This is a genomic window from Bacillus sp. FSL K6-0994 (assembly GCF_038630815.1).
GTDB classification, from domain to species: domain Bacteria; phylum Bacillota; class Bacilli; order Bacillales; family Bacillaceae; genus Bacillus; species Bacillus safensis.
The window spans coordinates 1311958-1327331 of sequence record NZ_CP152043.1; the positions used below are offsets into that span (position 1 = coordinate 1311958).

The following is a 15374-nucleotide window of genomic DNA, read 5'->3' on the forward strand; positions in this document are numbered from 1 at the left end:
GAGTGAAGTGTGATGGAAAGACGGCAGCCAATACAAGTAGAAGAGGCCATAAAGAAAGTCCACCAATACGAAAAACATGGAGAAATAGAATGGGTCCCTTTAAAGGACAGCCTTGGACGGTTTATTGCAGAAGATATTTTGGCAGACCATGATGTTCCGGCATTTGATCGTTCTCCGTATGATGGCTTTGCACTTCGGGCAGAAGATACAAAAGAAGCATCAAGCGAGCATCCAGTTGAATTCGAAGTCATTGATCATATTGGTGCAGGAATGGTCTCAGCAAAAACCATCGGTCCCTTTCAGGCCATTCGTATTATGACAGGAGCAAAAATTCCAAATGGCGCAAATGTCGTTATCATGATTGAACTGACGAAGACTTTTGAAAAAGGCGGCAAATCATTCATGTCACTGAAAAGACCGCTGAAAAAGGGAGACAATATTTCTCGTCAAGGAGAAGAGGTACTCAAAGGAAACGTGATGGTCAAAAAAGGAACAGATGTCACTCCTGGCGTCACGGCTCTATTGGCGACATTCGGATATGCGGTAGTGCCAGTTGTCAAAAAACCGGTGATTGGCATTATCTCAACAGGCACAGAGCTTCTTCAAGTAAGTGATGCCATGGTGGACGGCAAGATTAGAAATAGTAATCTTAGTATGGTCTATGCGCAGGTACTTGAGGCCGGAGCTGAGCCGCTTGATTTAGGCGGAGTCTCCGATGACTTTGACAAAAGTTATCATGCAGTAAAAGCAGCCATAAGCAAGGTAGACATTCTGATCACAACAGGCGGTGTGTCAGTGGGCGATTTTGACTTTCTGCCTGCCATTTATGAAAAACTGGGAGCCAAGGTGCTGTTTAATAAAGTAGCCATGAGACCTGGAAGTGTGACGACTGTGGCTGCAATGCCAAATGGTCAATTGCTGTTTGGGCTGTCCGGAAATCCTGCTGCCTGTTTTGTGGGCTTTGAATTATTTGTGAAGCCGATCATCTATAAATGGTATATGAAAGGAAATCCATTTCCCGCTTTTGCTGAGGCGAAACTCACACATGATTTTCCAAAAGCCAATCCGTTTACTCGTTTTGTCAGGGCTGCCCTTCAATTCACTGGCAGTCACATCAGTGTGACTCCGACAGGTCTTGATAAATCAAGTGCAGTGACCTCTATTGCAGAGGCTAATTGTTTCATCGTGCTGCCTGGGGGAACAAGAGGTTTTCAAGCAGGTGATCAAGTTGCTGTTCTGCTGTTTCAGCACAAAGGCGGTGGTTCCTCGTGCTGGATGACAAATTAAGCATATTACAGGTGGTCGGTTATCAAAATAGCGGCAAGACTACCTTGATCGAAAAGCTCTGTCAGCTGGCTGAACGTGAAGGGCTGAAGCTAGGCTGCTTTAAACACCATGGACATGGCGGGACACCAGATCGTCTTTTCAAAGAAAAAGATACCGATCGATATGTACAAGCAGGGGCATATGCCGCAGGTGTGGAAGGAGAGGGTGAATTTCACTTTTCGATGCAGCACATCACGTTAGAGCAACTGCTCAGCATGTGTCAGCTTCTTCCGTTAGACGCTGTTCTCATAGAAGGGTACAAACAGGCGCCTTATCGCAAAATCGTTTGTGTAAAGAATGAAGAGGAGCTTATTGACCTTTCAACTCTTTCTAATATACAAGCAGCTATTTATTTTTCTCAAGAGGATCCATTAACCGAAAATTACCCGTTTCCTGTGTTTTCAGCTTTTGATAAGCGCGGGATGACATTTGCTTTTCACTTATTGAAGGGAGGCGGCACGTTTTGAGCGAACTTTTTAAAATAACAAAAACGCCGATTGAGGTAAACGAATTGATTCAGCATGTGACAAGACGAAAGGCAGGCGCGATTACAACGTTTATCGGGACGGTCAGAGAATGGACAAACGGCAAGAAAACATTGCGTTTAACGTACGAAGCATACATACCAATGGCGGAAAGCATGCTAAGGCAGATTGGACAAGAAATGAAGAATCGGTGGCCTGACACTGAAGCAGCGATTGTGCACCGTATTGGAACACTTGAGATAACGGATATTGCTGTTGCGATCGCCGTTTCTTCTCCTCATAGGAAGGCTGCCTACGAAGCCAATGAATATGCTATTGAACGAATCAAGGAAATCGTTCCTATTTGGAAAAAAGAATATTGGGAAGATGGAGAGGCCTGGATAGGTAATCAGCTTGAAACGGTTTCATATCCAGAAGGTAAACCTAGCCATCTTCAACTTGCAGAGAAAGAAGGTGATCAGCATGATTAATGTGTTATTGTTCGCCGGCCTTGCTGAGAAGGCCGGGAAACAACAAATCATCATTCAAAAAGAACAAACAACGGTTGATGAGATTAAAATAGAATTACAGGAGGTATATGGTGTTGATGCTACACAAAATGTAATGGTTGCAGTCAACGAAATATATACGAGGGAAAATGCTGAAGTGCGTAGCGGGGACACTGTTGCACTCATTCCTCCTGTAAGTGGTGGATAATAGATATTAGAGGATTTGGTTATGGCCGCCCGGCTGTAACCAATTTTTTATGTGTGAAAAGTTTGTAGAGGTACTTGGGTATGATCTTCGTAAATAAAACATCCCCTTCTTGCTTTAGAAATGTGAGGATCGAGCTGCTGAATGAGATCATACAATTCGCTGATTCGTCTCACATTGAAATCTGTTTGGGCTTGAAGCTGTTCCTTTAATTCTTTTGTGCTCACAATGCTTCCCTTTTTCTCTTTGATAATATCTACACATCTTGCAGCGTAGTATATTTTGTCGTTAGAAGGTCTGCTTTCTTTCATATCAAGTAATTTGAGCTCATGATAAATCGATTCTCTTTCCTTTCGAAAGTATTGCCATGCTTCTTGTTCCTTTTCATACAGTAAAATCAATTGCATTTTCAATTTTTCTCTTAACATTCACTTGACTCCATTTCCACTATCATTTAACCTACCTCTATTTTACATTATATGAAAAAATAACTTTTGATCAAGTAAAATCCCTTTATTTTTAATTTTTTAATATGAAAGTATTGATACTAAAGACTTATTTGTTCTGTAAAAGAAACCAATCATAGTCCTATAAAGCCGGGATTTGTCCAAATTACTAGGATTATTTTAACAAAAAATTGTTGTGTCTATCTAAGACCATGCGAATCCAAAAGAAAAGGATATTTATTCCGAAAGACATATTGTTTACTTAATAAAATGTTTTTAAGTCAGTAAAAGCACGATTCTTGATATGAATATGGTCGGATCATGGGGTCATTTGAAGGGTTTCATTCGTGAAAATAGAATAATAGATAAAATTTTTTCTCAACGAAAATAAGAAAATCAAATGATCGATCACTTATTGGCAATCTTTTGATAAAATAGAAAGAAAAAGAGCGTCATTGTGCGTTTGCATATTTGCTTGACATAGAGAGGATGACATTTGGTGAAAGAAAACATGCAAAAACCTACGATCATTGGAGTGAGCACAAGACCATCAGAGCACCTGAAAAGAGTATGGGAACATCCAGTTGTTTGGTGGCCTTTATCTTGTGTGCTTATTTTAACAGTTGTTGTGACTTATTTGTCTGAGCTCGTAAATAAGGGAATGTGGGCAGATTTAAGTTTGCCGGTACCTGTTGTTTATGTGGTGACGCTCATTGGTCTGGTATTTGGGATTGTCATCAATGCTGCTATATATAAGTTCATCGTATTTTTAGCGAAAGGTGATGCATCATTTCGGCAGCTGTTTTCAGCGGTTCTGTTCATTACACCCGTTACGATCATTGGGACGATTATTTCTCATTTGGCAGTCATCCTTTTTCATGTTCCAAAAGATGTCACGGTTACTTCGTTAAACGCACTCATTCGAATTTCTGGTCCATGGCATGCGGTGTTAGCCAATATCGATCTATTTGTGATCTGGAATCTTGTTTTAACAGGCTTTTTATTCATCCAAGTTGGGCGTATATCACCGAGAATTTCTTGGGTGATTATAGGCGTCTTTTATATCTTATCGTTAATTTTTCAATATGTAGGAACAGCAATTAACATATCAGTAAGCTGGGGGTAGAATGTTTTTATGAGAAAGAAAATCATCATCGGATCTATTTTAATTATTGTGATTGGACTATTTATTGGATTTAATATTGCGAAAAACCAAGCAAAGCCTGTTTCTACAGCAGCGATTAAAACAGTCAAACTCACGCCGAAAGAAATCACATCTACGGTGATGACACCCGGGACACTTTCATTCTCTGAAGAGCAGTTCATCTATGAAGAAGAGGAAAAGGGGAAATTGAAGGGAATTGCTGTGAAAGAAGGGGAAAAGGTAAAGGCTGGAACGCCGCTTCTTACATATGAAAACAAGGAACTGGAGCTTGAGGAGCAGCAGCAAGCATTAGCCGCTGAGTCAAGTACATTAAAATTGGAACAATTGCAAAATAGGCTGAGTGAATTAGATGAGAAAAAAGCAGGCGGTTCTGACGCTAATGCCAAAAGCGAGCGAGATCAGCTTCAATTAGAACTGAAAGCGGCTGAATTAGAACAAAAGCAAGCAAAGATCAGCCAAGAAAAAGTAAAGGCGCAAATAGAAGATTTAACCGTACATAGTAAAATTGATGGAACAGTGATTTCCATTGAGCAAGAGGCCGGAGCAGGGGGGCCGGAAGATAGGCAGCCGATCATCCATATTGGTAATGAGAAAAAAATGATCGTGCGGGGTTTGATCTCAGAGTATGATGCCATCAAAATCAAAAAGAAACAAAAAGTGAAGGTAACGTCTGATGTCATTCGCGGGAAGAGCTGGCAAGGAGTCGTGAAAAAAGTAGGTGCTGTTCCTGTCCAGACTGCGGCCGAAACAACTTCGAGCGATCAAACGGTTCAATATCCTGTTGAAGTTGAAATAAAGGGGAAGAAACCTGAGGCGAAGCCTGGTTTTAAAATGATCATGGAAATTGAAACAGATAAGCGCCAGGCGCAAACAATTCCTGAAACAGCAGTAAAAAAAGAGACTGATGGACAATACGTTTATGTTGTTCGAGAAAATGTACTGAAAAAAGTAAAAGTGGTCATAGGGGAAACGTCAGGTCATGATCTTGAAGTGACAAAAGGTGTCAAGGCAGAGGACCAAATCATTGCTTATCCAACAGATGACATGTATGACGGAATGGAAGTGAATGCTGAATGATTCAGCTTTCCAACGTAACAAAAAGCTATGAGGTCGCACACGAAACATTTGATGTATTAAGTGACATGAATCTTGTCATTGAAAAAGGTGAGTATATGTCCATTATGGGCCCGTCAGGCTCTGGAAAGTCAACATTAATGAATATTATTGGCTGTTTAGACCGTCCGACGACGGGACAATATCATTTTCAAGGTACAGAGCTGTCAGCAGCAAAGGATCAAGAGCTCGCGGTTATTCGAAATCAATCCATTGGATTTGTTTTTCAGCAATTTCACCTCTTGCCAAGGTTAAATGCGAGACGCAATGTTGAACTTCCGATGATTTACGCTGGGATCAGCCAAAAGGAAAGAAAAGAACGTGCGGAATTGGCACTTGAAAAGGTTGGTTTGGCAGATCGAATGAAACATATGCCAAGTGAGTTGTCAGGAGGACAAAAGCAAAGGGTGGCAATTGCACGAGCGATTGTCAATAAGCCTCAGCTTATTTTGGCAGACGAACCGACTGGTGCTCTCGACTCAAAAACAAGCATGTCAATTATGGAACAGTTTACACAGCTGAATGAGGAAGGGACAACGATTGTGCTTGTCACCCATGAAGAAGAAATAGCTGCTTATACAAACCGTACGGTCGTTGTGAGAGATGGACGGCTTGTTGAAGATAGATGGATGCAAGGGGACGCTATGAATGAAACTCTTTGAAAATATCAAAATAGCGCTGAATTCGGTTTTAGCTCATAAATTACGTTCTATTTTAACGATGCTTGGGATTATTATTGGTGTTGGATCAGTCATTGCAGTCGTGGCGATCGGTCAAGGCGGTGAGCAAATGTTAAAAGGATCGATTTCAGGTCCAAACAATACCATTGATATGACATATACGCCTTCTGACGAAGAGTTAAATGCAAATCCAAATGCTTTATTCGAAGCCTCATTTACTGAGGAAGACATAAAAAGCATTAGGACAATCAATGGGGTGAAGCAGGTCGCCTCCTCGACTGCACAAGGAATGCAGCTGAGATTTCAAGATACGACAGTTGATGCGACAGTTAACGGCATAAATGAGGGGTATACGGATGTACATTCATTACAAATCGCAGAAGGAAAGAATTTAAGAGATATTGACTTTAGAAGCGGCAGAAGAGCTGCCCTCATCTCGGATGGCTTACAAAAAGAACTATTCAATGGACAAAAGGCATTAGGTGAACTGATTTGGATGAACGGACAGCCAGTTGAAGTCATCGGTGTGTTAGCAAAACAGAAAGGGATGTTTTCATTTGATATGAATGAATTATATGTCCCATTTGCGATGCTCACCTCCACATTTGGTATGAATGAATATGATAAGTTGTCTATTCAAGTCGCACATGCGGATCAAATGAAGGAAGTAGGAAAGAGCGCGGCTGCCATATTAAATGAAAATCATCATACAGAAGATGCTTACGAAATGATCAATATGGAAGAAATCGCAGAAGGGATCGGTCAAATAACGTCCGTTATGACAACGATCATTGGCTCAATAGCCGGAATCTCTTTACTTGTCGGCGGCATCGGTGTGATGAATATTATGCTCGTTTCTGTGACAGAGAGGACAAGAGAAATCGGTATTCGAAAGGCGATGGGCGCAACAAGGGCGCAAATTCTCGTTCAGTTTTTAATTGAGTCTGTCGTTTTAACACTCATCGGCGGGCTGATGGGAATTGCACTTGGTTTAGGCGGTGCTTCGCTAGTTTCACTATTTGCCGGCTGGCCGTCTCTCGTATCTTGGCAAGTGGTTTGTGGAGGCGTACTGTTTAGTATGCTCATTGGTATTGTTTTTGGGTTAATTCCTGCGAATAAAGCAGCGAGACTAGACCCTATTGAATCGCTCAGGTATGAATAATTCGGAGAAGAAAAAAGCATACAAACGGTTTACATTCGCCTTCATTACCCATCAAAAGCTTTTATGCAAATCGCATAAAAGCTTTTTTTAGTTCCATTGAATGAAATAAAAAATGATAGAAATGCTAATATCATGACTTTCATCTTAATGTCACATATTTTTCAGTTTACAAATGGTACATATAAAGGTAAGATGACCATGGTGAAAGATTTTGATAGTTATTGAATGTATTTGATTGTTTTGTATTGATAATGTTGAAAAAAGCGATTACAATAAAGGTGCGCGCAAAATGAATACGTTTTCAAAAGGGGTGTTCTCATGTTAACACCGGAAAGACATCAACTCATTATCGACAGCTTAGAAGAAAATGATGTCATTAAAATACAGGACTTAACGATGATGACGGATGCGTCTGAATCTACAATTAGAAGAGATTTATCAGCCCTTGAAGAAAAAGGATTTCTGAAAAGGGTTCATGGAGGAGCGGCCAAGGTTTCGAGTATTCGCCTTGAACCAGATGTATTTGAGAAATCTGCCAAAAACCTTCAAGAAAAGTCATTGGTAGCAGAGGCAGCGGCATCTCTTTTAAAACAGGGTGACTGTATTTATTTAGATGCAGGTACAACCACACAGCAAATGATTGAATATATCGATCCAGATCAAGATATTGTCGTGGTGACTAACGGTGTGATGCACATTGAAGCACTTATGAGAAAAGGCATTACCTTTTACTTGACAGGCGGATCAGTGAAACATCGAACAGGAGCCATGGTGGGAGCCTCAGCTTTGACAGCGATGGAAAATTATCGTTTTGACAAAAGCTTTGTTGGGACAAACGGCATTCATCCCGAGGCGGGTTTTACAACACCTGATCCAGAGGAAGCACTCATGAAAAAAAGAGCCATGAAACAGGCGAAAAAAACCTATATCTTATCAGATGCCTCGAAGTTTGGCGAAATATCGTTTTCAACCTTTGCTAGTTTACAGGAAGCCACCATTATCACAAACGACGCAAAAGAGGATTCATTCGATAATTACCATGAAAAAACGGTTATAAAGGTAGTGAAAACATGATTTATACAGTTACTTTAAACCCATCAGTTGATTACATTGTACACGTGGAGGATTTTGCAGTCGGCGGTTTAAATCGTTCAACCTATGATCAAAAATATCCAGGTGGTAAAGGAATTAATGTCTCAAGGCTATTAAAACGTCACGGTGTTGAATCAAAAGCACTTGGATTCATTGGTGGATTTACAGGCAAATATATTCAAGATTTTTTACAGAACGAACAATTACAAACAGCCTTTCACGAGGTGTCAGAAGATACAAGAATTAATGTGAAACTAAAAACAGGTGAAGAGACAGAAATCAACGGCCTCGGCCCATCAATTACTGAAGCGCAATTTGAGTCATTTCTATCTCAATTTTCTTCATTAACTGAAGGAGATGTCGTGGTTTTAGCTGGCAGCATTCCTTCTTCATTACCTCATAACACATATGAGCGTATTGCTGAAGTTTGCAAAGAGCAAGGTGTAAGAGTTGTTCTTGATATTTCTGGCGAAGCGTTAAAAAAAGCAGCTGACATGAAACCATTCTTAATGAAGCCAAATCATCATGAACTGGGTGAAATGTTTGAGACGAGTATTTCATCAGCAGAAGAAGCAATTCCTTATGGGAAAAAGCTGTTAGAACAAGGTGCTGAACATGTCATCGTCTCCATGGCTGGAGATGGCGCCCTTTTATTCAGTAAAGAAGGAATCTATCAGTCCAATGTTCCAAAGGGAACGCTCGTTAATTCAGTTGGAGCAGGAGATTCAGTCGTTGCAGGGTTTTTAGCCGGCGTTTCAAAAGGCCTTTCAATTGAAGATTCATTTAAGCTTGGTGTTACTTCAGGAAGCGCTACAGCCTTTTCTGAGGAGCTTGGCACAAAAGAGCTTGTTGACACACTATTACCACAAGTAAAAGTCACACGCATTTAAAGGAGGAGTCATCATGAAAATTACAGAACTACTCACGAAGCATACCATTAAGCTTCAATTAGACAGCCAGCAGAAAGAAGCAGTCATTGAAGAGCTGGTCACTGTTTTAGATACAGCAGGCAAGTTAAATGATAAAGAGGGCTACAAAGAAGCTGTGATCAATCGTGAAAAACAGAGCTCTACTGGTATTGGCGAAGGAATTGCCATCCCGCACGCTAAAACAGCAAGTGTAAAAGAGCCTGCCATTGCATTTGGCCGCTCAACTGCTGGTGTTGATTATGAATCACTAGACGCGCAGCCGAGTCATCTTGTCTTTATGATTGCCGCAACTGAAGGCGCAAACAACACGCACTTAGAGGCACTTTCTCGTTTATCCACACTTCTAATGCGTGAAGAAATCCGAAAGCAGCTCCTTGAAGCGGCGACTGAAGATGAAATCATTGAGATCATCAATACACATGATCAAGATGATGAAGAAGAAGAGGAAGTTCAAGAGGAGCCGGCAGCAGAAGGAAAACCCGCTAAAATTTTAGCAGTAACAGCTTGCCCAACAGGCATTGCCCATACATTTATGGCAGCAGATGCTTTGAAAGAAAAAGCAAAAGAAATGGGCGTTGACATTAAAGTTGAAACAAATGGCTCTGGCGGTATTAAACATGCCCTTACAGCAAAAGAAATTGAAGAAGCACCAGCCATCATTGTGGCAGCGGACAAGCAAGTAGAAATGGAACGCTTTAAAGGCAAGCATGTCATTGAAGTCCCTGTAACAGCTGGTATTCGCCGTCCACAGGAATTAATTGAAAAAGCAATCAATCAAGATGCGCCGATTTATAAAGGTTCAGGCGGCAGTTCTTCTAAAGAAGAAAATGAATCATCTGGCAAAGGAAGAAGCGGATTTTACAAGCACTTAATGAGTGGTGTAAGTAACATGCTTCCATTTGTTGTCGGAGGCGGTATCCTTGTTGCGATTTCATTCTTTTGGGGCATTAACTCAGCAGATCCTAAGGACCCTTCATTTAATTCATTTGCAGCTGTCTTAAAAGGAATTGGCGGCGATAATGCGCTTGCCTTAATCGTTGCTGTATTAGCTGGGTTTATTGCCATGAGTATTGCAGATCGTCCAGGTTTTGCGCCAGGTATGGTCGGTGGTTTTATGGCGTCAGCAGCAGGTGCAGGGTTCTTAGGCGGACTGATTGCTGGTTTCCTAGCAGGTTACATTGTTGTGCTGCTCAAAAAAGTATTCACATTCGTACCGCAGACACTCGACGGGATTAAACCGGTTCTGCTGTATCCATTGTTCGGTATTTTCTTCACAGGCATTATCATGCATTATATTGTCAACACACCAGTGAAAATGGTGATGGACGGATTAACACATTGGCTTGAATCATTAGGTACGGGAAACCTTGTCTTAATGGGTATTATTTTAGCTGGTATGATGGCAATTGATATGGGAGGCCCAATTAACAAAGCGGCTTACACATTTGGTCTTGCAATGATTGCTGCTGGCAACTATGCACCGCATGCTGCAATTATGGCAGGCGGAATGGTACCACCACTAGGTATTGCACTTGCAACAACGATCTTTAGAAATAAGTTCTCAAAACGTGACCGTGAAGCAGGGATTACATGTTACTTCATGGGAGCTGCCTTCATCACTGAAGGGGCGATCCCGTTTGCGGCAGCAGATCCTCTTCGTGTGATTCCTTCAGCTGTTATTGGTGCAGCAGTTGCTGGCGGATTAACGGAATTCTTTAGAGTGACGCTTCCTGCACCGCATGGCGGACTATTTGTTTTCTGGGTAACAAATCATCCAGTTCTTTATATCATCAGCATCTTAATCGGTGCTGTTGTGACAGCGATTTTACTGGGTATTTTGAAAAAACCAGTCAGGCAAGAAGCGTAATGCAGAAGAGAAGCATCGTGAAAAACGGTGCTTCTTTTTGTTTAATCATCAGTGAATTAGGAAAAAATATCTAATTAGATGGTTGTCTTGTGAATTTTTAAATGACATATGATAAAGTAAAGTTATTCAATTCACGTTTCAAGTCTTTTAGCAGAAAGTCTTAGGAGGAAGCAGTATTTTGAACGAAGAAAACAAACAAAACGAAAATGAAATTCAATCTGATGCGAAGCAAGCCAAAACAGAGAAGAAAAGTTCACTGTTTGAATGGATCAAAGCCATTTTAATCGCACTTGCACTCGTCTTGCTCATCCGTACGTTTATATTTGAACCGTATGTGGTGGAAGGAGAGTCAATGGAACCAACACTTCATGATGGGGAAAAGCTGTTTGTCAACAAAACCATTAACTATCTCGGTGGTGTAAAACGCGGTGACATCGTGATTATTAATGGAAAAGATGGTCAGAAGATTCATTATGTCAAACGATTGATCGGCCTTCCAGGTGATACGATTGAAATGAAGGATGATACGCTTTACATTAATGGTAAAAAAGTAGATGAGCCTTATTTAAAAGAGAATAAGGCGCATGCGAAAGAGTATGAAGTGCATTTAACTGGAGATTTTGGCCCAGTGAAAGTACCGAAAAACGATTACTTTGTGATGGGGGACAACAGACTGAATTCCATGGACAGCAGAAATGGACTTGGCCTCATTGAAAAGGATCGGGTTGTCGGGACATCAGAATTTGTTTTCTTCCCATTTGGCGACATTCGACAGACAAAATAAAAGCACCTTCTCATGGGCAAGAGAAAGGTACTTGAACGAGCGACCCTTACAGAAGGGTCGTTTTTAATTTGGCGTGAGCACTGTAACAATGATCACAATCGCTAGAACAGAAGCGAATACAGATCCGGTAATGGCTAAAACGGATCGAAACAATCCGATCTTTTGGTTTTCTTTTCCCCGCTTTTGTAAAAAACGTTTGGAAAAGATGTGAACCAGTGTGTAAATGAGGATAAGCCCAATATAAAGGCCAAAGTCCCTCGCATTAAAGCCTGTTGCAGATAAATAAATGCCCATAAAGAAAATCAATAAACAGTATTCCATCAGTGTGAGTAATCTCAAATCGCCCAAACTCCTTCAATCAATCATTCCCGTTTATTATATCATAATAGATAAAAAGCCTTCGTTCTTAGCGAGAGACGTTTCTATCAAACGTTATTCATGTTATACTTCATATTGATGAATGAGTGATGGAGGATTAATAAATGATTGCAGTAAATAATGTTAGTTTGCGCTTTGCTGATCGTAAACTATTTGAAGAAGTAAATATTAAATTCACTCCTGGCAACTGCTACGGATTAATTGGTGCCAATGGAGCTGGTAAATCAACGTTCCTAAAAATTCTTTCTGGAGAAATTGAACCTCAAACGGGCGATGTTCATATGAGTCCTGGTGAGCGTTTAGCGATTTTAAAACAGAACCACTTTGAATACGAAGAGTTTGAAGTGCTGAAAGTCGTCATCATGGGTCACAAACGTCTATATGACGTGATGCAGGAGAAAGATGCGATCTATATGAAACCTGATTTCTCAGATGAAGACGGGATTCGTGCAGCGGAGCTTGAAGGTGAGTTTGCTGAATTAAACGGCTGGGAAGCTGAAAGTGAAGCAGCGATCCTATTAAAGGGCCTTGGCATTCCAGAAAGCCTTCAATCGAAGAAAATGTCTGAGCTTGGCGGTTCTGAAAAGGTAAAAGTACTTTTAGCTCAAGCTTTATTTGGCAAGCCTGACGTTCTTCTTCTCGATGAGCCAACGAACCACTTGGACTTACAAGCAATCCAGTGGCTCGAAGAGTTCCTCATTAACTTTGAAAATACCGTCATCGTCGTGTCGCATGATCGTCATTTCTTAAACAAAGTATGTACACATATTGCGGACCTTGATTTCGGAAAAATCCAAGTATACGTCGGTAACTATGATTTTTGGTATGAGTCCAGCCAGTTAGCGCTGAAACTAAGCCAAGAAGCAAATAAGAAAAAAGAAGAACAAATTAAGCAGCTTCAAGAATTCGTTGCCCGGTTTAGTGCGAACGCTTCTAAATCGAAGCAAGCGACATCAAGAAAGAAATTGCTTGATAAAATCTCTTTAGATGACATTAAGCCGTCTTCACGTAAATATCCGTATGTTCATTTTGCGCCAGAGCGCGAAATCGGAAATGATGTCCTTCAAGTAGAAGGTCTATCAAAAACAATTGACGGTGTGAAAGTACTGGATAATGTCAGCTTTATTATGAACCGCGAAGATAAAATTGCGTTCTTAAGCCGTAACGAGCTTGCTGTGTCCACTTTATTTAAAATCCTTGCTGGTGAAATGGAGCCAGACAGCGGATCATTTAAATGGGGCGTCACAACGTCACAAGCCTTTTTCCCGAAAGATAATAGTGAATACTTTGAAGGAAACGATGTTGATCTCGTTGATTGGCTTCGTCAATATTCTCCGAATGATCAAAGCGAAAGCTTCCTGCGTGGTTTCCTAGGACGTATGCTTTTCTCTGGGGAAGAAGTGAAGAAAAAAGCAAGTGTCTTATCAGGAGGAGAAAAGGTTCGTTGTATGTTATCAAAAATGATGCTGTCTGGAGCGAATATTCTGCTGCTGGATGAGCCAACGAACCACTTAGACCTAGAATCCATTACAGCGCTGAATAACGGCCTCATGAGCTTTAAAGGAGCTATGCTCTTCTCATCTCATGACCATCAGTTTGTTGAAACAGTCGCAAACCGGATTATCGAAGTGACGCCAAATGGCATCGTCGATAAACAAACAACATATGATGAGTTCTTATCAGATCAAGACATCCAAAAAAGACTTGAAGAGCTTTACGCATAAATAAAAAAAGACATCCATAGGATGTCTTTTTTTGATTAAATCGCCCAGTTTCCATTTCGGAAGATCGGTTCGCGTTTCCCGTCTTTTGTGATCCCGTCAATATTCATTTCCTTTGAACCAATCATAAAATCAACGTGTGTAATACTGCTGTTCACACCCGCTGCATCTAATTCTTCTCGTTTCATTTCTTTTCCGCCTTCGATATTAAACGCATATCCGCTGCCGATGGCAAGGTGGTTTGATGCATTTTCATCGTAAAGTGTATTGTAATAAAGAATATTTGAGTTAGAAATTGGTGAATCATCTGGTACGAGGGCAACCTCACCTAGATAATGAGAGCCTTCATCTGTTTCAACGAGAGATTTTAACATATCTTCGCCTTCTTTTGCTTTCACATCCACAATCCGGCCATTTTCAAAGGTTAATGAGAACTCATCAATGATGTTTCCAGCATAGCTGAGCGGCTTTGTGCTTGAGACTGTCCCGTTTACACCGTCTTTTTTCGGTACGGTAAAGACTTCTTCTGTCGGCATGTTGGCCATGAACGAGACGCCGCGTTCACTTACGCTGCCAGCACCTACCCAAATATGCTGCTCTGGAAGCTCAATCGTTAAGTCTGTGCCCGGTGCTTCATAATGAAGCTTGTGGTAGTGGCGTTCATTGAGTATTTTGACCTTTTCATTTAATGACGCATCGTGCTTTTTCCAAGCCTCAACTGGATCTGATTGATCAGCGCGTGCGACTTTAAAGATTTGATCCCACAATAACGTGACAGCTTCTTCATCTGTATGATCAGGGAAAATCTTTTTCGCCCATTCTTTTGATGCAGCACCTACGACTGTCCAAGCGACTTTGTCAGATTGAACGTATTGACGATATGTATGTAGTGCTGAACCAGCAGCTTTTTGCTGTGCAGCGATTTTTTTCGAATCAATGCCTCGCAAAAGGTCAGGGCTTTCTGACAGGATGGTAATAAAAGCGCCTCCGCGTTTTGCGATGGTTTCCATCATCTGTGCTTCCCATTCAGGGAATTGCTCAAATACATCTTGCGGTGCATGTTCATACTTTAAACGAGTGAGAACACCATCACTCCAGCGGATATGTACGTTTTTCGCCCCGCGCTCATACGCGTGTTTCGCTACAAGACGAACAAGATGTGCAGATTCAGTAAATGCGGATACAACGACTTCCTGCCCCTTTTGTACATTCACACCGACTTCAACGATGGTCTTCGCATATTGATCTAGTTGTTTTTCAAATGAACTCATAAAAACCCCTCCTTTAGTCATGTTCATCATATCAGATTTATGACCGAAAAGGAAAATGGGGAGCCCGTTTAAAGCCAAAATAAAAAAGCCGCTTTCGTGCGGCTTTTTTAGCGGTTCAGTTGTTTCACAGGCTGTGCATTAGAAGGCGGCATATGTGAAAACGACAGGCTCATTCCTCCTAAAATAATACCCGTTAAAATGACTGTGACAACGACCCGTTTACCTAAATCAAGCAACATGTTCTTCCTCCTTCACGTTTATC

17 protein-coding genes are annotated in these 15374 nt (G+C 41.1%); 13 read left to right on the top strand and 4 right to left on the bottom strand.

Annotated elements, in window-relative coordinates; translation table 11 throughout:
- Positions 1-9: 9 nt before the first annotated feature.
- Genes glp through moaD form a run of 4 tightly spaced genes read left to right on the top strand, consistent with a single transcriptional unit; the run spans position 10 to position 2507 of the window.
- On the top strand, positions 10-1287 hold the full coding sequence (gene glp, locus MHB69_RS06720) for a gephyrin-like molybdotransferase Glp (protein WP_342496100.1): 1278 nt from the start codon (positions 10-12) through the stop codon (positions 1285-1287).
- Entirely contained in the window at positions 1269-1793 is a 525-nt protein-coding gene (gene mobB / locus MHB69_RS06725; protein WP_101677244.1) for a molybdopterin-guanine dinucleotide biosynthesis protein B, read from the top strand. Before glp ends, mobB begins: the two co-directional genes overlap by 19 nt.
- Positions 1790-2281, top strand: coding sequence for a molybdenum cofactor biosynthesis protein MoaE (locus tag MHB69_RS06730; RefSeq protein ID WP_034281605.1), 492 nt, complete (start codon positions 1790-1792; stop codon positions 2279-2281). The genes mobB and MHB69_RS06730 overlap by 4 nt, the downstream gene beginning before the upstream one ends.
- A complete protein-coding gene (gene moaD / locus MHB69_RS06735; RefSeq protein ID WP_342496101.1) occupies positions 2274-2507 on the top strand; it encodes a molybdopterin converting factor subunit 1 in 234 nt (77 codons plus the stop codon). The genes MHB69_RS06730 and moaD overlap by 8 nt, the downstream gene beginning before the upstream one ends.
- Positions 2508-2554: 47 nt before the next feature.
- Here moaD and MHB69_RS06740 read toward each other — a convergent pair whose 3' ends face one another.
- Entirely contained in the window at positions 2555-2932 is a 378-nt protein-coding gene (locus MHB69_RS06740; protein WP_034281609.1) for a hypothetical protein, read from the bottom strand.
- Between the two features lie 517 nt (positions 2933-3449).
- On the opposite strand from MHB69_RS06740, the gene MHB69_RS06745 reads away from it, so the two are divergent.
- The 8 genes from MHB69_RS06745 to lepB all read left to right on the top strand — a co-directional run bounded on the left by MHB69_RS06745 (position 3450) and on the right by lepB (position 11742).
- A complete protein-coding gene (locus MHB69_RS06745; RefSeq protein WP_342496102.1) occupies positions 3450-4076 on the top strand; it encodes a YIP1 family protein in 627 nt (208 codons plus the stop codon).
- A 9-nt stretch (positions 4077-4085) separates the two neighbouring features.
- A complete protein-coding gene (locus tag MHB69_RS06750; protein WP_342496103.1) occupies positions 4086-5192 on the top strand; it encodes an efflux RND transporter periplasmic adaptor subunit in 1107 nt (368 codons plus the stop codon).
- The gene (locus MHB69_RS06755) at positions 5189-5890 is read left to right on the top strand and encodes an ABC transporter ATP-binding protein (RefSeq protein ID WP_034281612.1); all 702 of its coding nucleotides are present in this window, start codon (positions 5189-5191) and stop codon (positions 5888-5890) included. Before MHB69_RS06750 ends, MHB69_RS06755 begins: the two co-directional genes overlap by 4 nt.
- Positions 5877-7070, top strand: a complete 1194-nt coding sequence (locus MHB69_RS06760; protein WP_034281613.1) for an ABC transporter permease — start codon at positions 5877-5879, stop codon at positions 7068-7070. Before MHB69_RS06755 ends, MHB69_RS06760 begins: the two co-directional genes overlap by 14 nt.
- A 318-nt stretch (positions 7071-7388) precedes the next feature.
- On the top strand, positions 7389-8144 hold the full coding sequence (locus tag MHB69_RS06765) for a DeoR/GlpR family DNA-binding transcription regulator (protein WP_034281614.1): 756 nt from the start codon (positions 7389-7391) through the stop codon (positions 8142-8144).
- Complete coding sequence (gene pfkB / locus MHB69_RS06770; RefSeq protein WP_034281616.1) at positions 8141-9052, top strand: 1-phosphofructokinase; 912 nt, start codon at positions 8141-8143, stop codon at positions 9050-9052. Before MHB69_RS06765 ends, pfkB begins: the two co-directional genes overlap by 4 nt.
- Positions 9053-9065: 13 nt before the next feature.
- A complete protein-coding gene (locus MHB69_RS06775) occupies positions 9066-10958 on the top strand; it encodes a PTS fructose transporter subunit IIABC (protein WP_024424741.1) in 1893 nt (630 codons plus the stop codon).
- Positions 10959-11169: 211 nt separating this feature from the next.
- On the top strand, positions 11170-11742 hold the full coding sequence (gene lepB, locus MHB69_RS06780) for a signal peptidase I (protein WP_029706712.1): 573 nt from the start codon (positions 11170-11172) through the stop codon (positions 11740-11742).
- Positions 11743-11805: 63 nt separating this feature from the next.
- Here lepB and MHB69_RS06785 read toward each other — a convergent pair whose 3' ends face one another.
- Positions 11806-12081, bottom strand: coding sequence for a hypothetical protein (locus MHB69_RS06785; RefSeq protein ID WP_070325775.1), 276 nt, complete (start codon positions 12079-12081; stop codon positions 11806-11808).
- 143 nt (positions 12082-12224) lie between these two features.
- Between MHB69_RS06785 and MHB69_RS06790 the strand changes: the two genes are divergently transcribed.
- Positions 12225-13844 (top strand): ATP-binding cassette domain-containing protein, encoded by a 1620-nt coding sequence (locus MHB69_RS06790; protein ID WP_024426884.1) that lies wholly within the window; start codon positions 12225-12227, stop codon positions 13842-13844.
- 35 nt (positions 13845-13879) lie between these two features.
- Here MHB69_RS06790 and MHB69_RS06795 read toward each other — a convergent pair whose 3' ends face one another.
- On the bottom strand, positions 13880-15112 hold the full coding sequence (locus tag MHB69_RS06795) for an aminopeptidase (RefSeq protein ID WP_342496104.1): 1233 nt from the start codon (positions 15110-15112) through the stop codon (positions 13880-13882).
- A gap of 107 nt (positions 15113-15219) precedes the next feature.
- Positions 15220-15351, bottom strand: coding sequence for a protein YkpC (locus MHB69_RS06800; protein ID WP_003210922.1), 132 nt, complete (start codon positions 15349-15351; stop codon positions 15220-15222).
- Between the last annotated feature and the right edge of the window lie 23 nt (positions 15352-15374).